This window comes from Novosphingobium sp. SG754 (assembly GCF_013149315.1).
GTDB lineage: Bacteria > Pseudomonadota > Alphaproteobacteria > Sphingomonadales > Sphingomonadaceae > Novosphingobium > Novosphingobium capsulatum.
In genome coordinates this window covers 147,491-167,157 of sequence record NZ_JABGCC010000007.1, presented here as the reverse complement: position 1 = coordinate 167,157, position 19,667 = coordinate 147,491, and the positions used below count along the sequence as shown (strand labels likewise).

Sequence of the window (19,667 nt, the reverse complement as noted above, 5' to 3'; positions counted from 1 at the left end):
GCGCGCCTGGCTCAGCTCAACGTGCCGATGGGCAGGGTGCGCACGCGCTGGCCGCGCAGGCGCGACACGGCATTGGCCACCGCCGGTGGCACCGCGGGCAGGCCGGGTTCGCCGATGCCGCCCATCTTCTCCCCGCTTTCGACAATGCGCACGTGCACGCGCGGCATGCGATCGGGGGTGAGGATAGGATAGCCATCGAAATTGCGGGCGACGCGTTCGCCGTTCTTGTAGGCGGCTTCCTCGATCAGGGCTTGCGACAGGCCGAGCGCCACGGCGGAATTGACCTGCGCGGTGATGATGGCGGGGTTGACGATGCTGCCCGGATCGATCGCCTGCCACACATCGTGCACCTTGACCTGGCCATCGGCGATCGAGACTTCGGCAATGGCCGCCGTCTGCGTGCCGAAGGGCGAGGCCATGGCCATGCCGCGGGCGCGGGTGGTGCCATCGGGCGCGGTGAACGGGCCGCGCTTCCAGCCGCCGGAAAGATCGACCACCGCCTTGAGCAGGGTGGTCAAGCGGGCGTTGCCCGAGAGCAGGTGCAAGCGCACGGCATAGGGATCCTGCCCGCCCTTGTCGGCCAGTTCATCGAGGAAGGCTTCATAGAAGAAGTCATTCATCGAATTGCCGACCGACCGCCAATAGGCCACGGTGGTGGGGCTTTTGACGAAGATCTGGGCAATGCGCTTGTTGGGCAGGGCGTAGCTCTTGCCCGCCAGCCCTTCGAGCGCGGTGGGATCGATTTCTCCGCTGCGCTTGTCGGCAATGCCCTCCCTCGGGCCTTCGGTGGCGCTCACCGCCTCGACAGCCAGGGGCATGCCATTGGCATCGACCGCGCCGTGAAACCGCACGGCGGCCATCGGCCGCAGCGGATCGCGCAGGAATTCCTCTTCGCGCGTCCAGATCAGCTTGACCGGGGCGTTGACCCGCTTGGCCAGTTCGATCGCCTGGGGATAGGGATTGCCCTTGGGATAGAGGAAGTGGCGGCCAAAGAACCCGCCGAGCAGGGGCGAGTGGATGCGGATTTTTTCCGGCGGCAGCCCGGATACCTTGGCCACTTCGGCCAGGAACATGTCGGGCGCCTGGTTGGGGAACCACATGTCGAGCGTGCCATCGGCGTTGAACCGCGCCAGGGCCGAGGGCGGCTCAAGCTGGGCATGGTTCAGGTATTGGCTGTGATAGGTGGCGCTGAGCGTGCCCTTGGCGCCGGCCTCGGCAAAGGCTTTGGCAACATCGCCGGCGGTTTCGGCCACTTCTTGCGTGCCCTGCACCGTAGCGAGGTGGGCGGCGTGGTCTGCCGTGGAGAAGGTGGCCGGCATTGGGCGATAGCTGGCCCCGGTGGGCTCAACCCAATCGACCTGGGCGGCTTCCACCGCGCGGCGGGCGTGCCAGAAACGCAGCGCGACAACGGCGACCGCGCCATCGAGGACATGCACCGAATGCACGCCCTTCATCGCCTTGACCGCAGCCTCGTTGCGGATCTCGCCCACGGTCATGCCCAGGCGCGGGGCATGCTGGACGGCGGCGTGGAGCATGCCGTCGACCTTGCTGTCGATGGCGAACTGCGCCTTGCCGGTCGATTTGGCGCGCACGTCGAGTCGGGCCTGCGGCTTGCCGATCCAGCGGAAATCCTTGGGGTCCTTGAGCGCGGGCGGCGTGGTCGGCGCCGGCAGGTCTAGCGCATGGGGTGCCAGTTCGGCATAGCTCAGGCTGCGGCCCGAGGCCTGGTGCACGACGCGACCGGGCTGGGTGCTGAGCGCGCTGGCCGGCACCGACAGGCGTTGCGCGGCGGCCTGGATCAACATGGCGCGGGCCGATGCGCCAAGGCGGCGCATGGTGTCGTAGCTGCTGCGCACCGACATCGATCCGCCGGTGATCCGCATCTTGCCATTGATGACCTGGTAATCCGGCCCGGTGGGCGCGTTTTCCACCACGAAGGTGGCGGGATCGGCATCGAGTTCTTCGCCCACGATCTGGGCCATGGCGGTCCACACCCCCTGGCCGCCTTCGGCGAAGGGGCTTTGCAGGCGGATCGTGCCATCGGGGTTGATCGCCAGGAATGCCGGCACGCGGGTGCCGGGCACCACCGCCGGGGCAGCGCCGGCTGCCTGCGCGCGGGCTGCGCCCACCGGCAGGCCAAAGCCGATCACCAGGGCGCCGGCGCTGGCGCCGCCGAGGAAGCCACGGCGCGACACATTCACCGGTTCGCCGGTGGGCAGCACCTTGGCCAGCGCGGGATCAAGCGGGGTCCATTCGGTCATGCGCCGTGCTCCTGCGTGGCAGCCAGGCCAGCGACATCGCGCACCGCCGCCTTGATCGCGTTGTAGGTGCCGCAGCGGCACAGGTTGGTCATTGCCGCCTCGACATCGGCATCGCTGGGCTTGGCCTTCTGCTTGAGCAGCGAGGTGGCCGCCATGACCTGGCCCGATTGGCAATAGCCGCACTGCGGCACCTGGTGCTTGACCCAGGCTTCCACCACGCGGGCGCCCACCGGATCGGCCTCGACCGCCTCGATCGTGGTGATCTGTGCGCTGGCGACCGATTCCACCGGCGTCACGCAGCTGCGCGTCACGGTGCCGTCGATCATGACCGAGCAGGCGCCGCACTGGGCGATGCCGCAGCCGTATTTCGTCCCGGTCATCCCCAGGTCGTCGCGCAGCACCCACAGCAGGGGGGTATCGCCATCAGCGTCGATCTGACGCTTCTGGCCGTTGACGGTCAATTCGATCATGAAAGGCAGCCCATTCTTCGCAAAGCACGTATGCTTGGGTTTCATATCGCAATCTAATCGCCGTGGCACGATGAATATCGGGCAGGGCGCCATATTTTCCGGGCTTGAACTCGGCTTGGCGGGCGCACACCTAAGACACCTATTGCATTGTCTTGCCAAACAGAGGGAGCCGAGCCCACCGATGACCGCCGACGTTCTGGACGATACCGCCGCCAGCCCGCAGACCCACGCCTTCGAGGCGGATGTGGCCAAGCTGCTGCACATGATGGTCCACTCCGTCTATTCGGACAAGGATGTCTTCCTGCGCGAGCTGATTTCGAACGCGGCCGATGCCTGCGAGAAGCTGCGCTATGAAGCGATTGCCCAGCCCGATCTGCTGGGTGACGATCCGGCCCCGCGCATCACCATCACTGTCGATGCCGATGCGCGCCGCCTGACGATCGAGGACAACGGCATCGGCATGACCGCAGCCGACATGGCCGAAACGCTTGGCACGATCGCGCGCTCGGGCACCAAGGCGTTCATGGATCGCATTGCGGCGGCGCAGGGCGGGGAAGATACCCAGCTGATCGGCCAGTTCGGCGTTGGGTTCTATTCCGCATTCATGGTCGCGGCCAAGGTTGACGTGATTTCGCGCCGGGCCGGGCAGGATGGCGCGGCGATGTGGTCTTCCGATGGCCTGGGCACTTATACCATCGGCGCGGTTGCGGCGCAGGATGCACCGGCGCGCGGCACGCGCATCGTGCTGCACCTGCTGGAAGACGCCGCCGACTATGCGCAAGCGCCGCGTATCGAGCAGATGGTGCGCGCGCAATCGGGCCATGTGCCGGTGCCGATCACGGTCAAGGACAAGCCGGATGCCGAAGGCACCCAGGTGGCCGATGGCACCGCGCTGTGGACCAAGCCGAAGAGCGCGATCACGCCCGAGGAATACAAGGATTTCTACCGCAGCGTGGCCGGGCAGTGGGACGATCCGGCGCTGACCCTGCATTACCGTGCAGAAGGGCGGCACGAATATTCCGTGCTCGCCTTCGTGCCCGAAACCCGTCCGTTCGACCTGTTCGATCCCGATCGCAAGGGACGGATGAAGCTCTATGTCCGTCGCGTGTTCATCACCGACGAGGCAGAACTGCTGCCCCGTTACCTGCGCTTCGTGCGCGGCCTGGTCGACTCCGCCGATCTGCCGCTCAACATGTCGCGCGAGATGATCCAGGACAGCCCGATCCTCGCCGCGATCCAGAAGGGTCTGACCGGCAAGGTGCTGGGCGAACTGGAAAAGACCGCCAAGGACGATCGGGCGGCCTATGCCAAGCTGTGGGACACGTTCGGCGCCGTGCTCAAGGAAGGGCTCTACGAGGATTTCGAGCGGCGCGAGGCCCTGCTGCGCCTGGCGCGGTTCAAGACCACGGCCTCGGGCGGGGAATGGCGTTCGCTGCAGGACTATGTCGCGGCGATGAAGGAAAACCAGACCGCGATCTATTACGCCACCGGCAGCGATCTGGATCGCATCGCCAGTTCGCCGCAGCTGGAAGGATTCCGCGCGCGCGGCGTGGAAGTTCTGCTGCTGCCCGACCAGGTGGACAGCTTCTGGGTGCGCGGGGCGATCGACCTGGATGGCAAGCCGTTCAAGTCGGTCACGCAAGGGGCAGCCGATCTCAGCCTCATCCCCTTGCCCGAAGGCGCCGACGCGCCCCAGGTCGAGCCGAGCGATGCGGTCGGCGCGTTCCTGGCGTTCGTCAAGGATACGCTGGGCGATGCGGTCTCCGAAGTGCGCGCGTCTGACCGGTTGACCGACAGCGCGGTGTGCCTGGTGGCCAGCGAAAGTGGCCTCGATCGCCAGCTGGAAAAGCTGCTGGCCAACGCCGGGCAGCTTCCGGCCGGCGCGGCGCCGGTGCTGGAGGTGAACCCGGCGCACGCGCAGATCGCGGCGCTCGCTGCTCTGCCGGAAGGCGACGCGCTGCGCGCCGACGCTGCCGAACTGCTGCTGGACGAAGCGCGCATCGTCGATGGCGAGCCGCCGCGCGACCCGCGCGCCTTTGCGGCGCGCCTGGCCCGGCTGATCGCCCGCGCCACCATGGCCTGATCGGGCCTTGCGGATAGGTGGGGCAGCCAGCGCGCCCATTTGCGGTTGCAAGTGCGGCGCGCGGCTGCCACGCCGATGGCAATGATGCAGGCCTGTGCAGGGACGATACGATGATGCGGCGCGCGTTTTTCTGGGGCATATCCGCAGCCTTGGCGGCGTCCAGCCCGGCTCTGGCTGCGCCAGCGGACAAGGTCAGCATCGATATCTATGCCATCCCCTCGCGCCCGATCGTGGCCGCGGTGGACCAGGCCAGCGCCGATCTGGCGCAACTGGGCATGACCACGTTTCGTCAGCGCGGGCAGGCGGTGCATGCCACGCTTTATCTGACCCAATATCCCGCCAGCGCGCTGCCCCGCCTCAAGGCCACGATCGCGCGGCTGGCGCGCGGCCACAAGCGCTTGCCCCTGGCAATCGACGGCACCGAGCGCACGCCCACCAACTGGCTGTTCCTGCGCGTGGTGCACAACCCTGCGCTGCAACGCCTGGCCGATGAAGTGACCCTGGCGGCCGAACCGCTGCGCGACCATGACCTGGCGCCGCCGGCCTGGATGAAGGACTATCCGGCCAAGCTGCCCGCGTTCCAGCGCTATGGCTCGCCCAACGTGTTCATGCAGTTCGATCCCCATCTGACCCTGCTGGCCAACGAGGCCAATCCCGCGTTGGCCAGCTATATGACCAAGACCGGGCAGCAGCCGCCGCGCGCCCAGGGTGAGGTCGATGGAATCGGCATCGCGCTGGTCGATGCCAATGGCCAGATCGTCAGGACTCTCGCCGAATATCATTTCCGCTCGCGCTGACGCGGTAGCGGACGGTCAACGCAAGCAGCCACGGGTCAGCGCTGTGCTGGTCGCGTTGGCGCGCGCGCCGCGTTGGCGGCATTAGCCAGCGTGATCGCCGGCGCATCACACCCGGCGGTTGATCTTCATTTCCTATCTCCGTCGCCTCCTCGACGCGTCGCGCCGGTCTGCACGCATCGGCAGCTGGCGGGCGTCGTGTGCGCGGCGATCGGGCGAAGCCGCTTGACATGGCGCCCGACGGAAAATATTGGCGACTTTAATCGGTGATTAAAAATGTATCGCCTAACGCAGGACGCCGGAGGAAAGACCGATAATGCGCGCACGCCCGCAGTGGCGAAAGGGCGCCTTGGGTCTCTTTCTGGTGCTTCACGACATGGAGAGGGAGGCCATCATGATCAGAACGTCCATCCACACTGCGCTGTTCGTCGGCGCTGCATTGGCCCCGCTGGCCGCCGCATCGGCGCAGGACGCCGCGCCGGTTGCGCAGGGCCAGGTTGCGGCCCCGGCTGCCTCTGACGGCCTTGGCGAAATCGTCGTGACCGCACAGCGCCGGTCTGAAAACGTGATGAAAGTGCCGCTCAGCGTTTCGGTGGTCACCGCCGAAACGCTGGTGAAGCGCGGCGTCAACGACCTGAGCGCCGTCACCAAGCTGGCGCCCAGCCTTCAGGTGGCGCAGGACAACACCTATTCGATCCGCGGTGTCGGCACGGCGACGTTTGCCACGACGGTGGAATCGAGCGTTTCGCAGATGGTCGACGACGTGGTGCTGGGCAATGGCGAGTTTGCCGCCAACGCGTTCTACGATCTGGAGCGCGTCGAGGTTCTCAACGGGCCGCAGGGGCTGCTGTTCGGCAAGAATGCCTCGGCCGGCCTGATCAATATCACCACTGCCAAGCCCAAGATCGGCAAGCTGGAAGGCAATGCCGATCTGGAACTGGTCACCCGCGACCGCCCGGTGAAGAACGGCCACGGCATCCAGGGGCGGGCCACGTTGAACCTGCCGGTCAGCGAGAACAGCGCGCTGCGCCTCAACGCGATCTACAGCGGGCAGGATTCGGTGACCTGGCCTGAAGTAAATCCCAAGGTTCGCAATGACATGGGCCTGCGCAGCCTGGGCCTGCGCGCCAAGTACCTGTGGGAGCCGGACACCGCGCTCAGCGTCTATATCCTGGGCGATTACAACCGCCAGCGCGGCGTGACCGGCCGCTATGACATCACCTATCGCGAGCTTGGCACCGGCAGTGCCTATACGGGCTTGGGCCTGCCGTCTGGCACCACCAATCGTATTTTCCAGGCCGATGCCCCCAACTTCCGCGACACTGAAACCGGCGGTGCGCAGGCCAATATCAGCTACACGTTCGATAGCGGCGTCCAGCTGATCAACATTGCCGCGTGGAAGCACATGACAACGGGCTTCTCGTTCGATTCCGACGAAACCCAGTACAACTTCTTCAACACCAATTCGGCACATCAGAACTATAACCAGTTCTCGGAAGAACTGCGCCTGGCGCTGCCCTCGGGCAACCGCCTCACCGGCCAGGCCGGGCTGTATTACTTCCACTCGCAGCTCAACCAGCAGAATCTGCTGGGCGGCAACAACGGCCTGCCTTCGTTCCTGCTGCCGACCTTCCCGTTCTGCGTTGGTGCCACCCAACTTGGCGCGCCGCCGGCGGCTTGCCCGGTCAGCAACACCTCGTTCCTCGGCCAGGACTCGCGCTTTACCCTCAAGCAGAACAGCTTCGCCGGTTATGGCCAGGTCAGCTATGGCCTGACCGACACGCTGAAGGCGACCGCCGGTGGCCGCGTCACGTATGACAAGGCCAGCATCGACCTGCTCGAAAACACCGGCCAGTATTTCGTCACGCTGGGCATCCCCAACAACCACTCGGTCCAGAGCACCGATGCCACCAACTTCAGCTACAAGGTCGGCCTCGATTGGCAGGCAACGCCCACGACGCTGGTCTATGGCTTCTACGGCCGTGGCTACAAGGGCCCTGGCTTCTCCAACACCGCGCCGGCGCCGGGCGCCAACCTGGCGGTGCGCCCGGAAATCTCGAAGGGCGGCGAAATCGGTATCAAGACCCGGTTGTTCGACAATCACCTGACGCTCAGCCTTTCGGGCTTCTACACCCGCTACACCGACCTGCAGGTGCAGTCGTGGATCACCGTGCTGCGCACCTTCGTGCTCGCCAATGCGGCAACCGCGACGACCAAGGGTGTGGACGCCTCGTTCACCGCGCGCGTCGCACCGGGCCTTACGCTGTCTGGCTCGGCCACGTATGCCGACGCCAAGTACAACGATTTCCCCGGCGCGCAGTGCTACCCGACGCAGACCACCGGCGGCTGCTCGGCGACGCAGAGTTCGTTCAATGCGGCGGGGTATCAGATTCCACTCTCGGCCAAGTTCAGCACCTCGCTTGGCGCTGATTACCAGCATGCGCTGACCAACACGCTCGATGGCCTGGTTTCGTTGAGCTATTACCACCGTTCGTCGCTGTCAGCCGGCTTTGGCCCGGCGTTCCAGATCCCGAGCTGGGATACGCTGGATGCCAGCCTGGGCCTTAAGGCGGCAAACTGGACGCTGTCGGTGTTCTGCAAGAACTGCACCAATGCCATCCGCCCGATCTCGATCGGTTCGGACGGCGGCGATGCGTCGCTGAGCCCCGCAGTGCTGACGCTCAACCAGCGCTTCAGCTTCAACTCCGTTCGCACCATCGGCGTGCGGGCAGGGATCAACTTCTGATCTCTCTCGATCGGAAGTGATGCAAGGCTTCGGAGCGTGGGGGCGCTTCCGAAGCCTTGTTTTTGGGCCGGCGCTCAACCCCGGCATGTCCACCGGGCGCGTCAGGGATGCGGGATAGGCAGCCGCGCGATGGCGGAATGACCGCTTGCCAGAAATTTGATCACCGATTAAATCGTAATTAGAATGTAGTTCCTGTTCTGGCTTTTGCAGCAGGCCAGGAACGCAGAACGGGCCGGATGGCCCGATCCACCACGGGATTGACAGAACAGGGAGTTGAGCATGTCCGGGCAGTTCAAATACGGGGTATCGCTCTACAGCTATACCGAAGACTTCGGCAGCATCATGACCCTTGAGGATGGCTTTGATCACGCCGCCGATACCGGGGCCACGGGGATCGAGATCCTGGGTGAGACGCATGTGGAGTGCTATCCCGAACCCAGCAAGGAATGGCTCGACACGTGGTTCGGCCTGCTTGACCGCTACCAGCTTGAGCCGACCAACATGTGTTCGTGGGTGGATACCAAGCTGCGCCTGGGACGACAGCTGACGGTCGAGCAAGGTGCCGGAGAGCTTGAGCGTGATTTGCGCCTGGCCCACCGGCTTGGCTTCAAGTTCCTGCGTCCCAAGTTCGGCGTGATCGACGCGCAGCTCACCCCCGATCCGATCTGGTCGGGCGCGGTCGAGCGGGTGCTCGATCTCGCCCATAAGTTCGACATCGTGATCTGCCCCGAAATCCATTCGCCCACGCCGATCAGGCACCCGGCGGTGGAAGGCTACATCGATTTCATCGAGCGCACCGGAACCCCCAACTTCCGCCTGCTGATCGATACCGGCATCTTCCAGAACCGTCCGCTCAAGGGCTGGCAGCATGAAGTGCCCGAGGGTGATAGCGATCACGCCAAGCTGATCAACGGCATCGCGGTCGATCCCGAAGAGTTCCTCGACATCGCCAAGTACGTGGCGTTCATCCAGGCGAAGTTCCACTACATCAACGATGATCTGCAGTGCGAAAACATCCCCTGGGACAAGGTGATACCGGTGCTCAAGCGCGCGGGCTACAGCGGTTACCTATCTTCGGAATACGAAGGTGCGCGCGAGCCGTGGGTGGCGATCGACCAGGTCCGCCGCCAGCACGTCATGATGCGCCAGCTCGAGGCGCAATACGATGCCGCGCTGGCCGACGCCTGATCCGCTCGCACCCTAGACCGCCATTTTCCAGGAACATGCCATGTACGAATATCAACTTATCCAGGCCACCGGCTTCCGCAACTACGGCCCCGAAGATGCGCGCGAGGGGGTGGAAGTGCGCCTGCGCCTGCCCAACTATCGCGGCATGCGTCTGTCGCTGCTCGACGGCGTGGACGTGACGCTCGACGACGAGTTCTTCAGCTATGAAATCACCAAGCTGCGCCTGCATGGCGAGGTCTATGATCTGGACGCCATGCGCGACGCCACGACGGTGCGTTGGGCGATGGGCGACTTTGGCAGCGTGATGGTGCCCAAGGCGGGTGGGCTGGCCCCCGGCATCCATCGCGTCAAGGTGGCGGCCCGCGTCCGTTCGCCCTATTTCCCGCCGCACCTGCAGCCTCTGCCGGTGAACGGGGAGCGCCTGGCAACGATTGTCCTGCCCTGAGCGGGCAAAAGCGCGCCGCGCCTTGCAGGGCCGGCGCCAAAAGCAATGGCCTCCGGTGCGCGCGCACCGGGGGCCATTGCTTTTCCATGACGGCGCAAGTCAGAGCTGGCGGATCTTCACGTTGCGGAACATGATTTCCGCAGCCTCGATCTGCAGCAGGATGCGGCCGCGCGTGAGGGGGATGTAGCGCGAGCGATCGGCTGGGTCCTGGCGTTGCAGGCCGTAGAGCGCGGTCACGATGCGGCCGTTGACGATATGGGCGGCCTTGTCACCCTGGGCGATCAGTTCGACCGTGTTCCACCCCTCCAGCGTGTCAAAGCTGCCATCGGCGCGGATCCACTGGCGCAGCGATCCGCCGGCATCGACTTGCGGTGCGTATTGCGTATTGCCGGGAAGGTCTTCGGGCCAACCGGGCAGCCCGCCTTGCGAGATGGCCGGAATGGCGCGGTGGTTGATCGGCAGGGCATCGCCGGTGTTGCGCTCCATGATCTGGTATTCGATGGAATCCGGCCAGAGCAACTCGCGGCCAAGGGGATTATGATAGAGGATGCCGCTGTCCCGCTTCCACAGTGTGCGCGGTTCGTAGCGGCGCGTGCCCCACTGGTATTCGAGGCTGAGGTGATAGTTCTCGTACTCGCGATCGGTGGCGAGGTAGCCCATGCCCGCCTTGGCCGGGCCGCGATAGCGCGGGCCGAGCAGGTGCAGCATGCCATCGTGGACATCGACCACGCCATCGCGATCCTGCTGGCCCACTCCATCCTGGAAGAACGTAAAGCCGGCCATGTCGCGGCCATTGAACAGCGGCTGCCAGCCGTCAGCCGCGGCCCCGGCGGGCGCTGCGGCTGGTGCCCGGCTGGCGGCGGATGCCACGTGCGGCAGCGCGGCGGTGGCAACGCCGGTCGCGGCCAGGCGCGTCAACGCGCCGCGTCGGGTGGTTTTCATGCATATCTCCCTGGATTCCATACCGTCTGATCGGCGGATACCCTGTGTTTTTAATCAGCGATCAAATTATCGCAAGCGGTGATTGCGAGTACTCACACCGTTGCCCAGCCACAGTGCGCTGTTCACGTTTTGACATCGTCTGGCGCGCGGTACAAAAGGCAAGGCGCTGGATGCCAATGCCGCTGATGCAGGCGGAGCGGGGCGGCTATTGCCCGCCCCAGGCAACCGGCACATCACCGGGCGGGAACGAATGAGCGACAAGAAGCAGTATCACCGGGACAAATTGCGCAACAGCCTGCTTGATGCCGGTCGTGCCTACCTGAAGCAGCACGGGCACAACGGGCTTTCCATCCGCACCCTGGCCCAGGAGGTCGGGGTGTCGCCCGGCGCGCCCTATTATCATTTTCCCGACCGGCGTTCGCTGCTGCTGGCGCTTGCCACCGAGGGGTTCAACGAAATGCTGGCAGGCACCGAGCAGGTTCTTGCCGGCAAGGCCAGCCCGGCCGACAAGCTCCGGCGCATGGGTTTGCTGTTCATCCGCTTCGCCGAAGAGAACCCGCATCTGCTCGATCTCATGTACGAAAGCGAGCTGACCACGCCAACGCTTGATCCCACGCTGCTGGAATTCCAGCGCGCGGGCCATAATGCCCTGCGCGAACAGGTTGTCGGCGCGCTCGACGGCGTGGACAAAACCCATGCCGACGTGCGGGTCGTGGCCTATTGGTCAGCGATCTATGGCTTTGCCACGATGCGCAAGAAGGGGGTGTTGCGCCCCAGCGATGATGGTGCCTTGCCCAGCGTGGATATTGCCGAAACGATCGTCGATATCACCTTGCGCGCCGTGCTCGCTCCCGACTGACCGCGCGCCGGAGATGGCGGGGCAGAGATGCTGTTCCGCAACGTGATGATCCGCCAACTGGATGCCGCAGACTTTGCCGACATCCGCAAGGGATAAGTCGTCCTGGCGCCGCGCTATTGCCAGTCGCGCTGCCGGCTCGTTTGGCCAATGCCGGGATTGAGGCGGTTGCCGGGATCCAGCGCCCGGTAATGCGCCGCCAGCGCCGGCTTGGCCGGATAGAGGTGGCCAACGTTGTGCTCTGCCGGATACTCGGCACCGCGCGCGTCGAGCAGGTCCCACATGCGGTGCTCCAGCGCGAGCGGGTCGACGCCTTTCTTCAGGATATAGTCCTGGTGGAACACGTGGCAGAAGAAATGGCCGTAATAGAGCCGGGCCTCGATCGCATCGGCGATGGCCGAGGGCAGGACTTCCAGCCAGTCCTCGTCATTGCGGCGCAGGGCGATGTCGAGGGCAACGATGTCGCCAACCCGATCCGCGTGGATAGCTCGGTAGCGGATTGCCGCGCCGGCCACGGCAAAGCGGTGGAGGAAGGCCTTCTGCGCTTCGTGCGGGGTGCACTCGAACATGTCGCCCGTGGCACTGGGAAACATCTGCGCCAGCAGGGTGCGTGCCTCGTCCACGCCATCGCGTGGCATCTTGAGGATCAGGTGGTGGGTAAAGCGATCGCGCCACGCCCGCATGCGCGGCGGAAGATGCTGCGGCAGCAGCCGGCTTGCGGCCTGCATGACCCGGTCGGAGAGGTTGGCCGGCAGGATGCGCCAACGCCGTGCCACTGCGTCGATCCGGTTCTTCAACGCAAAGAGGCGGGGCAGGCGGTCGGTACCGAACCGCTCGATCGCGACAAACACGTCCTTGCCATAGACCGCAGCGATATCGAACGCGTCGCGGTGGATATATTCGCCCGAGATCGGCAGTTCGCGAAATTGCGCCAGGATCGTGCGGCGCAAGCGGGTGAGTTCTGCGGTATCGTTGGTACCGATGTAGAACGTTGCCGTCTGTTCCTCGCGCGGGAAGGTGTCGAGCCGAACGGCAAAGACCATGACCTTGCCCGCGCTGCCTGACGCCTCGAACAGGCGCTCTGGGTCGGCGTTATAGCGAGCGGGCGAGGGGGCGGCGATGTCGCGCACCCGCGCGGCATAGTCCTGGCACGAGGCAGCGCAGGGGGCCGCGCCGGCCTCACCGGTGACGGGCAGGCGCCCTTGGCCGATGCGGCCGAGAATGTCCTCGGGCGTGGTGCCGAGGTCCAGGCCGAGATGATTGACCAGTTCGACCGTGCCATCGGCCATGACCCGGGCAAACAGCGCCATTTCGGTATAGGCGGGGCCACGCCGGATCAGGGCCCCGCCCGAATTGTTGCAGATGCCGCCGATTACCGATGCACCGATGCACGACGATCCGATGACCGAATGCGGTTCACGGCCGAGCGGCGCCAGCTCACGCTCGAGATCATAGAGCGTGGCGCCGGCCAGGCAGACCACCTGCGTTCCGCCGGCCAGGGCGTGGACGCCCTTGAGGCGCAAGGTGTTGATGATCACCACCGGACGGTCATAGTGCCCGTGCGGCGTGGAGCCGCCGGTGAGGCCGGTATTGGCGGCCTGCGCAATCACGATCACATCGGCGGCGATGCAGGCGCAAAACGCGTGATACTGTTCCAGCGGCGTGCCTGGGCGCACCACGGCAAGAACATCTCCGTTTCCATAGCGATAGCCGGTGGCAAAGGCGCGGGTCGCATCGCAGCCGGTAAGGACGTGGCGCGCGCCGACAATGGCGCGCAAGCGATCGAGCAGCGGGGTAGTGGTAGAGAGCATCAAGCAAGCTCTTACTGCTGGTACGGCCAAGGTGCACGGGGGAAAACACCCCCATCGACCCACAGTGTCTGCCCGATGACGAATGCCGCAGCCGGGCTGGCGAAGATCAGCACCGGTCCGGCGACGGCTGACGACACGACCGATCCGGCTTGCTTTCCATTTGATCGCTGATTAAAAATGGCGTGGTGCCACGGTCGGCGCCGTTGACGACGCTGCGCTGCCATCACCGATGCCAGGGGCCGATGTCAGGGAGAGAACAATTGCCTAGACGTTTCGTGGGCCTTTCCCGCGCCGCCGGCCCGATGCTTGCCCATGGCGCGGGCAGGTCCATCCGGCGCCCGACGCGCTTGCCGACCCGCCGGTTACGGCGCAGCCGCGGGTGTGGTGGCTCTGGATGAACGGCAACATCACCAAGGACGGCATCGCCAAGGACCTCGCCTGGATGAAAGCCGTCGGCATCGGCGGCGCACTGCTGAAAGGACGAGCAACATGAGTACCGCAACCGATATTGGCGCACCACGCCAGGCGGGCCTGCCCCAAGGCATCGTCGTGGTGATCGCCAGCTTTCTGCCCATCCTGGCGATCGTCGCCCTGGCGCCAGCAGTGCCGCGCATGATGGCGCATTTCGCCGGTGTCCCCGGGGCGAGCCTGTGGGTGCCGCTGGCGGTCACCGCGCCGGGCCTGATGGTCGCGCTGCTGTCGCCGGCGATGGGCTGGCTGGTCGATCGCCATGGCCGCAGCCGGCTGCTCGTCGTCGCCACCGCAGTCTATGGCCTGGTCGGTATCGCGCCGGTGTTCATCGACGGCCTGCCCGCGCTGTTCGCCTCGCGCCTTTTGCTCGGCGTGTGCGAAGCGGCGATCCTGACGGTGACCAATACGCTGGTGGGTGACTATTTTGACGAAAGCCGGCGCCGTTTCTGGTTGACCGTGCAGTCCGCCGCGCAGCCGTTTTTCGGCGTCTCGCTTTTGGTGCTGTCGGGCATGCTGTCAGGGGTGGGGTGGAACATTCCGTTTCTGGTCTATGCCTGCGCCATCCCGATCGCGGTGGCGATGGCATTCCTGCTGTTCGAGCCGGCAAAGCGCAGCCAGACGCTGTTGGCCGGGGCGGTGGCCGGCTTTCCCACCCGCCATGTCCTGATCACCAGTGGCGTGACCCTGCTCGCTTCGAGCATCTACTACGTCTATATCGTCCAGGTTGGCCTGCTGTTTCCCGGTGTCGGCGTCACGTCGCCCGATACGATCGGCATGCTGATCGGACTAGCGAACATTGGCGTCTTCTTCGGTGGGCTGATGTTCAAGCCCGCATCGAGCCGGCTTGGCACCGGCTGGCAGATCGGCATCTTCTTTGCGCTCATGGGCGCTGGCCTGCTCGGCATCGGCGCCAGCGCTTCGGCCGCCCAAATGACTGCGTTCTGCACCGTCCAGCAACTGGGCGCCGGCCTGTGCATTCCCACGCTGCTGTTGTGGACGATGCGCGGGTTGAGCGATGAGAACCGCGGCCGCGGCATGGGCTTCTGGAGTTGCGCATTCTTCGTGGGCCAATTCGTCAGCCCGGCGCTGGTCTCGCTGGTTACCGTGTTCAGCCACGGCCTGCCCCTGACGTTCGTGGCCATCGGCGCGGGCAGCATCGCCCTGGCAATCATTGTCGGCATGGCCCTGAGCGCCAGCGCCCGCCCGGCACCGGCCCGTGCCTGAACCGCAAAGCGCCGCCGCCATTGCCGCCTTTCAGCAAAAAACGCCCGGGTGACCATCGTCATCCGGGCGTTTTTAAGCCGTGTGCGGTCAGAACATCAGGCCGGCTCGCACCGGTGGGTGCGTTGCGGCTGGGATGCGCGTTCGATGGGGATCGCCATATGCATGATGTGGCGGAGACGGAGGGATTCGAACCCTCGGTACCGGATTTACCAGTACGACGGTTTAGCAAACCGTTGGTTTCAGCCACTCACCCACGTCTCCGGATCGCAGCGGCGAGGGCGGCCTATAACGGGGGTTGTGGGGCGGGGCAAGCGCTGTCTTGTGATTTTTCCCCAGGCTGGCGCAGGGGCTGTGGACAGCTTTGTGTGGCGGTGTGATGCCGCCCTTTCGGCTGGCTGGCGCGGTGCGTGGCCGGTTGGGCGCAATTTCGACTCGGCTCATCGCCCGTTCATTGTGGTGGGGCAAACCTGTGGCGGATGGAAACAATCGGATTGCCGTGGCGCCACCTTGGCGCCATGTCGAACCACCATTGAGCCGGGTCACTGCCGCAATCGGCGCTCGCAGTTAGGGGACGGGAAACAAGATGAAGCGTGCCATCCAATATCGCCTGGCCCTGGGGCTGGCGGGTCTTTCCCTGCTTGCCGCCCCGCTGGCCCAGGCGCAGGTCCAGACGATCGATCCCAATTCGGCGATCGACAGCGATCTGGCGCCACAGCCCGGCACCACGCCGGCCGCACCGCGCGCCACGCCGGTGCAACCCAACCCGGCCCCAGCCCCCGCCACGCCAGCGCCCTACACCCCGCCGCCAGCGACACCGCCGGCAAGTGGCGCGCCCTATGCCAGCCCCGCGCCGATGGGCGCCGCCCCGCCGCCGGCCGGCACTGCCGGTGCACAACCGGGCGCGGCCGGGCAATCTTGGCATGAAGACGATCTGATCGGCGCGGCCGAGGGCGTGTTCGGCAAGGGCGCCAAGGGCCTGGCCATGATGATCCGCGACATCCTGAAAAAGCAGGGTGAGCCGGTGGGCTATATCACCGGGCGCGAAGCCGGCGGCGCCCTGGTGGTCGGGCTGCGTTATGGCTCGGGCACGCTGCACCACAAGGTGGAGGGCGACATGCCGGTCTATTGGACCGGCCCTTCGGTGGGATTCGATGCCGGGGCCAATGCCGGCAATACCTTTGTGCTGGTCTATAATCTTTATGACACGGCCGACATGTACCATCGCTTTGGCGCGGGCGAGGGGCAGGCCTATCTGATCGGCGGCTTCAATGTCAGCTATCTGCGCCGCGGTGATGTGGTGCTGATCCCGGTGCGCATGGGCGCGGGCCTGCGCCTGGGCATCAACGCGGGCTACATGAAGTTCAGCCGCAAGCAGACGTGGATGCCGTTCTAAGGGGGATGCCATTCTGATCGTCTGACGCCTTGGCGCGGCGGGGTGCAAACCCTCTTGCGCCGGGGCGCTGGCGGCGGCATGGGGGCGGCGTTCCTTTCAGTCAGCCGTGAAAGAAAATCCCCATGCTCGAAAACCTGGCTCCGCAACCGGCCGATGCCTTGCTGGCGCTGATCAAGCTGCACAATGCCGATCCGCGCGATACCAAGATCGACCTTGGCGTGGGCGTCTATCGCACCGCCGATGGCGCAACCCCGGTGTTCAAGGCGATCAAGGCCGCCGAAGCCAAGCTGCTCAACGAGCAGGACTCCAAGGCCTATCTTGGCCCTGAAGGCGACATGGGCTTTGTCAACGCGCTGATTCCCTATGTGTTTGGCGCCGATTTCGATGCCGCCAAGGTAGACGGCATGCAGGCCCCGGGCGGCACCGGCGCGGTGCGGCTGGCGATCGAAGTGGCCAACCGCACGGGCGTGAAGCGCGTGTGGATGGGTACCCCTTCGTGGCCCAACCATGCCCAGATCGTGGCCGCCGCCGGGCTTGAACTGAAGACCTTCAAGCACACTGCCGCCGATGGCACGGCCGATCTGGCTGCGCTCAAGGCCGCGCTGGAAGAGGCCGAGGCGAGCGACCTGGTGCTGCTGCACGGCTGCTGCCACAACCCCACCGGCGTGGATTACACCCCGGCGCAGTGGGACGAAATCGCTCCGTTGCTGGCGGCCAAGGGCGTGCTGCCGCTGATCGACCTGGCCTATCAGGGCCTGGGCGAGGGCATGGAAGCCGATGCCTATGGCCTGCGCAAGGTGCTTGCCGCCGTGCCCGAGGCGCTGGTCGCCTATTCGTGCGACAAGAACTTTGGCCTCTATCGCGATCGCGTTGGCGCCTTCTATGCCGTGACGGCAGACAAGGACGCCCTTGCCAAGGCCATGTCGAACGGTGCCACCATTGCCCGCGCTTCGTGGTCGATGCCGCCCGATCATGGTGCGGCTGCCGTGCGCCTGGTCCTGTCGGATGCCGAACTGACCAAGCTGTGGCTGGCAGAGCTGGACGAAATGCGCGACCGCATGCGCTGGGTGCGTGACCAGCTGGCCGCCGCCGGCCAGGTTGGCCCCATCGCCATGAACGTGCTGGGCACGCAGAACGGCCTGTTCTCGATGCTGCCGCTGTCGAGCGAGCAGATCCTGACGATCCGCGAGCGCCACGGCGTCTATATGGCTGGCACCGGCCGCATCAATATTGCCGGGCTCACCACCGGCAATATCGGCCAGTTCATCGAAGCCCTGCGCGACGTCGCCACGGCCTGATGCAACCGATGGCGGGCCGGGAAGCTGCAACACACCTGTGGCAGCGTCTCGGCCTGCGCATTCCCCTGATCCAGGCGCCGATGGCGGGTGTATCCACGCCGGCGCTGGCGGCGGCGGTGTCAGATGCCGGGGGCCTGGGATCGATCGCGGTGGGTGCCACCGATACCGCTGGCGCCCGCGCCATGATCGCGGCGCTGCGCAACGCCACAGCGGCCGCCTTCAATGTCAACGTATTCGTTCATGCCGCCCCGCGCGTGGATACGGTGCGCGAGGCAGTGTGGTGTACGGCGCTGGCGCCGCAATTCGCCGCATTTGGCGCGGAGCCGCCGGCCGAACTGGCCACCATCTATCGCAGCTTTGCCGACGATGCCGCCATGCAGGCGCTGTTGGTGGAACTGGCGCCGCCGATGGTCAGCTTTCATTTCGGGCTGCCTGCCGGCGATGTACTGGCGGCCCTGCGTGGCGCAGGGTGCGTGCTGGCGGCCACGGCGACCAACGTGGCCGAGGCCCGCGCGATCACCGATGCGGGCCTTGACCTGATCATTGCGCAGGGTTGGGAGGCCGGCGGCCATCGCGGCATGTTCGATCCTGCGGCGCCCGATGCCAGGCTGCCGACACGCGACCTGGTGCGTGCCGTGCGCCGCGAAACCGCGCTGCCGGTGGTGGCAGCGGGCGGCATCATGACCGGGCAGGGCATGCGCGCGGCGATTGCCGATGGCGCGATGGCGGCGCAACTGGGCACCGCGTTTGTCGCCTGCCCGGAAAGCGCGGCACGGCCCGGCTATCGCGCCGCCCTGCTGGCAGCGGACCAGACAGTGATGACGAGCGCCATTTCCGGCCGCCCGGCACGGTGCCTGGCCAACCGCTTTACCGCGCTGGGCAACCTGCCACAGGTGCCCGATTATCCCCGTGCCTATGCCGCCGGCAAGGCGCTGGATGCCGCCGCCCAGGCGCACGGCGAAGACGGCTTTGGCGCGCAATGGGCCGGCAGCGGCGTGACCCAGGCGCGGGCCATGCCCGCCGCAGACCTGGTGGCGCAACTGGTGCGCGAGATGGCTCAGGCCTGACGCGACAGGCTTTGCATGCGCTGCAGATAGCGGGCCAGAACATCGATCTCGAGGTTGACTTGGCGCCCAGGCGCAAACTGGCCCAGCGTGGTGATCTGCGCGGTGTGGGGAATGATGTTGAGCGCGAAATGGCAGGTGCCGTCGCTCTGATCGGCCACCTCGTTCACCGTCAGCGACACGCCATCGACAGTGATCGAGCCCTTGGGCGCGATATAGGGTGCAAGGGCTGGTGGGGCGGCAATGATCACGCGCAGGCTACCGCCTTCGGGGGTAATGCTGGCGATCTCGCCCAGGGCATCGACATGGCCGGTCACGATATGCCCGCCCAGTTCATCGCCCAGGCGCAGCGCCGGCTCCAGATTGATCGGTGCGCCGGCCTGCCATTGTGCCGGGGCAGTGCGGCTGACGGTTTCGCCCGAAACGTCGACGGCAAACCAGGCCTCGCCGGCAACGCCGCCCTTTTCCACCACGGTGAGGCACACACCCGAACAGGCGATCGAGGCGCCGATGGCGATGCGCGCCGGGTCCATCGCACAGGAGATCGTCACGCGCTTGTCGCCCTTGTCGGCAATGGCAATCACGTTGCCCACTTCGGTGACGATCCCGGTAAACATGGCG

General features: G+C 65.7%; 15 protein-coding genes, 1 tRNA gene and 1 pseudogene. 11 read left to right on the top strand and 6 right to left on the bottom strand.

The window, feature by feature from the left end; translation table 11 throughout:
• Positions 1-11: 11 nt before the first annotated feature.
• Positions 12-2,261 (bottom strand): xanthine dehydrogenase family protein molybdopterin-binding subunit, encoded by a 2,250-nt coding sequence (locus tag FHW97_RS17445; protein ID WP_171799354.1) that lies wholly within the window; start codon positions 2,259-2,261, stop codon positions 12-14.
• Positions 2,258-2,731 (bottom strand): (2Fe-2S)-binding protein, encoded by a 474-nt coding sequence (locus FHW97_RS17440; protein ID WP_168352729.1) that lies wholly within the window; start codon positions 2,729-2,731, stop codon positions 2,258-2,260. Before FHW97_RS17440 ends, FHW97_RS17445 begins: the two co-directional genes overlap by 4 nt.
• Positions 2,732-2,912: 181 nt before the next feature.
• On the opposite strand from FHW97_RS17440, the gene htpG reads away from it, so the two are divergent.
• The 5 genes from htpG (at position 2,913) to FHW97_RS17415 (ending at position 9,987) form a co-directional block, all read left to right on the top strand.
• Positions 2,913-4,814 (top strand): molecular chaperone HtpG, encoded by a 1,902-nt coding sequence (gene htpG / locus FHW97_RS17435; RefSeq protein ID WP_171799353.1) that lies wholly within the window; start codon positions 2,913-2,915, stop codon positions 4,812-4,814.
• A gap of 110 nt (positions 4,815-4,924) precedes the next feature.
• Positions 4,925-5,611, top strand: a complete 687-nt coding sequence (locus FHW97_RS17430) for a 2'-5' RNA ligase family protein (protein WP_253941855.1) — start codon at positions 4,925-4,927, stop codon at positions 5,609-5,611.
• A gap of 391 nt (positions 5,612-6,002) precedes the next feature.
• Positions 6,003-8,354: a TonB-dependent receptor gene (locus tag FHW97_RS17425; RefSeq protein ID WP_168352731.1), complete on the top strand. Its 2,352-nt coding sequence runs from the start codon at positions 6,003-6,005 to the stop codon at positions 8,352-8,354.
• A 279-nt stretch (positions 8,355-8,633) separates the two neighbouring features.
• The gene (locus FHW97_RS17420; protein WP_171796494.1) at positions 8,634-9,542 is read left to right on the top strand and encodes a sugar phosphate isomerase/epimerase; all 909 of its coding nucleotides are present in this window, start codon (positions 8,634-8,636) and stop codon (positions 9,540-9,542) included.
• A 40-nt stretch (positions 9,543-9,582) separates the two neighbouring features.
• Positions 9,583-9,987, top strand: a complete 405-nt coding sequence (locus tag FHW97_RS17415) for a DUF6379 domain-containing protein (protein ID WP_171793662.1) — start codon at positions 9,583-9,585, stop codon at positions 9,985-9,987.
• 99 nt (positions 9,988-10,086) lie between these two features.
• On the opposite strand, the gene FHW97_RS17410 is transcribed toward FHW97_RS17415, so the two are convergent.
• Positions 10,087-10,929: a DUF1080 domain-containing protein gene (locus FHW97_RS17410; RefSeq protein ID WP_171799352.1), complete on the bottom strand. Its 843-nt coding sequence runs from the start codon at positions 10,927-10,929 to the stop codon at positions 10,087-10,089.
• A 250-nt stretch (positions 10,930-11,179) separates the two neighbouring features.
• Here FHW97_RS17410 and FHW97_RS17405 point away from each other — a divergent pair, with 250 nt between their 5' ends.
• The gene (locus FHW97_RS17405; protein ID WP_054132728.1) at positions 11,180-11,788 is read left to right on the top strand and encodes a TetR/AcrR family transcriptional regulator; all 609 of its coding nucleotides are present in this window, start codon (positions 11,180-11,182) and stop codon (positions 11,786-11,788) included.
• Between the two features lie 113 nt (positions 11,789-11,901).
• On the opposite strand, the gene dld is transcribed toward FHW97_RS17405, so the two are convergent.
• On the bottom strand, positions 11,902-13,596 hold the full coding sequence (gene dld / locus FHW97_RS17400) for a D-lactate dehydrogenase (RefSeq protein WP_171799351.1): 1,695 nt from the start codon (positions 13,594-13,596) through the stop codon (positions 11,902-11,904).
• A gap of 364 nt (positions 13,597-13,960) precedes the next feature.
• On the opposite strand from dld, the pseudogene FHW97_RS22130 reads away from it, so the two are divergent.
• Both FHW97_RS22130 and FHW97_RS17390 read left to right on the top strand, forming a co-directional pair.
• Positions 13,961-14,089 (top strand): annotated as a pseudogene (locus tag FHW97_RS22130) (glycosyl hydrolase); the annotation flags it as partial.
• Positions 14,086-15,291 (top strand): MFS transporter, encoded by a 1,206-nt coding sequence (locus FHW97_RS17390; protein ID WP_171799350.1) that lies wholly within the window; start codon positions 14,086-14,088, stop codon positions 15,289-15,291. The pseudogene FHW97_RS22130 and the gene FHW97_RS17390, both read left to right, overlap by 4 nt.
• 168 nt (positions 15,292-15,459) lie before the next feature.
• Here the strand turns inward: FHW97_RS17390 and FHW97_RS17385 are convergent.
• Positions 15,460-15,552, bottom strand: a tRNA-Ser gene (locus FHW97_RS17385).
• A 322-nt stretch (positions 15,553-15,874) separates the two neighbouring features.
• Between FHW97_RS17385 and FHW97_RS17380 the strand changes: the two genes are divergently transcribed.
• The 3 genes from FHW97_RS17380 to FHW97_RS17370 all read left to right on the top strand — a co-directional run bounded on the left by FHW97_RS17380 (position 15,875) and on the right by FHW97_RS17370 (position 19,049).
• Positions 15,875-16,684 (top strand): DUF1134 domain-containing protein, encoded by an 810-nt coding sequence (locus FHW97_RS17380; RefSeq protein WP_107717046.1) that lies wholly within the window; start codon positions 15,875-15,877, stop codon positions 16,682-16,684.
• A 122-nt stretch (positions 16,685-16,806) separates the two neighbouring features.
• A complete protein-coding gene (locus tag FHW97_RS17375; protein WP_171799349.1) occupies positions 16,807-17,982 on the top strand; it encodes an amino acid aminotransferase in 1,176 nt (391 codons plus the stop codon).
• Positions 17,982-19,049, top strand: coding sequence for an NAD(P)H-dependent flavin oxidoreductase (locus FHW97_RS17370; protein ID WP_370525456.1), 1,068 nt, complete (start codon positions 17,982-17,984; stop codon positions 19,047-19,049). Before FHW97_RS17375 ends, FHW97_RS17370 begins: the two co-directional genes overlap by 1 nt.
• Here FHW97_RS17370 and FHW97_RS17365 read toward each other — a convergent pair.
• Positions 19,040-19,663, bottom strand: coding sequence for a riboflavin synthase (locus FHW97_RS17365; RefSeq protein ID WP_169049191.1), 624 nt, complete (start codon positions 19,661-19,663; stop codon positions 19,040-19,042). The two genes, FHW97_RS17370 and FHW97_RS17365, sit on opposite strands and share 10 nt — an antisense overlap.
• Positions 19,664-19,667 lie beyond the last annotated feature (4 nt).

Excerpts from the sequence above, each read along its gene's own strand:
- FHW97_RS17375 (WP_171799349.1), top strand. The coding sequence starts at position 16,807 with ATGCTCGAAAACCTGGCTCCGCAACCGGCCGATGCCTTGCTGGCGCTG.
- FHW97_RS17415 (WP_171793662.1), top strand. The coding sequence starts at position 9,583 with ATGTACGAATATCAACTTATCCAGGCCACCGGCTTCCGCAACTACGGC.
- dld (WP_171799351.1), bottom strand. The coding sequence starts at position 13,596 with ATGCTCTCTACCACTACCCCGCTGCTCGATCGCTTGCGCGCCATTGTC.
- FHW97_RS17410 (WP_171799352.1), bottom strand. The coding sequence starts at position 10,929 with ATGAAAACCACCCGACGCGGCGCGTTGACGCGCCTGGCCGCGACCGGC.
- FHW97_RS17365 (WP_169049191.1), bottom strand. The coding sequence starts at position 19,663 with ATGTTTACCGGGATCGTCACCGAAGTGGGCAACGTGATTGCCATTGCC.
- FHW97_RS17430 (WP_253941855.1), top strand. The coding sequence starts at position 4,925 with ATGATGCGGCGCGCGTTTTTCTGGGGCATATCCGCAGCCTTGGCGGCG.
- FHW97_RS17405 (WP_054132728.1), top strand. The coding sequence starts at position 11,180 with ATGAGCGACAAGAAGCAGTATCACCGGGACAAATTGCGCAACAGCCTG.
- FHW97_RS17445 (WP_171799354.1), bottom strand. The coding sequence starts at position 2,261 with ATGACCGAATGGACCCCGCTTGATCCCGCGCTGGCCAAGGTGCTGCCC.
- FHW97_RS17440 (WP_168352729.1), bottom strand. The coding sequence starts at position 2,731 with ATGATCGAATTGACCGTCAACGGCCAGAAGCGTCAGATCGACGCTGAT.
- htpG (WP_171799353.1), top strand. The coding sequence starts at position 2,913 with ATGACCGCCGACGTTCTGGACGATACCGCCGCCAGCCCGCAGACCCAC.
- FHW97_RS17425 (WP_168352731.1), top strand. The coding sequence starts at position 6,003 with ATGATCAGAACGTCCATCCACACTGCGCTGTTCGTCGGCGCTGCATTG.
- FHW97_RS17380 (WP_107717046.1), top strand. The coding sequence starts at position 15,875 with ATGAAGCGTGCCATCCAATATCGCCTGGCCCTGGGGCTGGCGGGTCTT.
- FHW97_RS17370 (WP_370525456.1), top strand. The coding sequence starts at position 17,982 with ATGCAACCGATGGCGGGCCGGGAAGCTGCAACACACCTGTGGCAGCGT.
- FHW97_RS17390 (WP_171799350.1), top strand. The coding sequence starts at position 14,086 with ATGAGTACCGCAACCGATATTGGCGCACCACGCCAGGCGGGCCTGCCC.
- FHW97_RS17420 (WP_171796494.1), top strand. The coding sequence starts at position 8,634 with ATGTCCGGGCAGTTCAAATACGGGGTATCGCTCTACAGCTATACCGAA.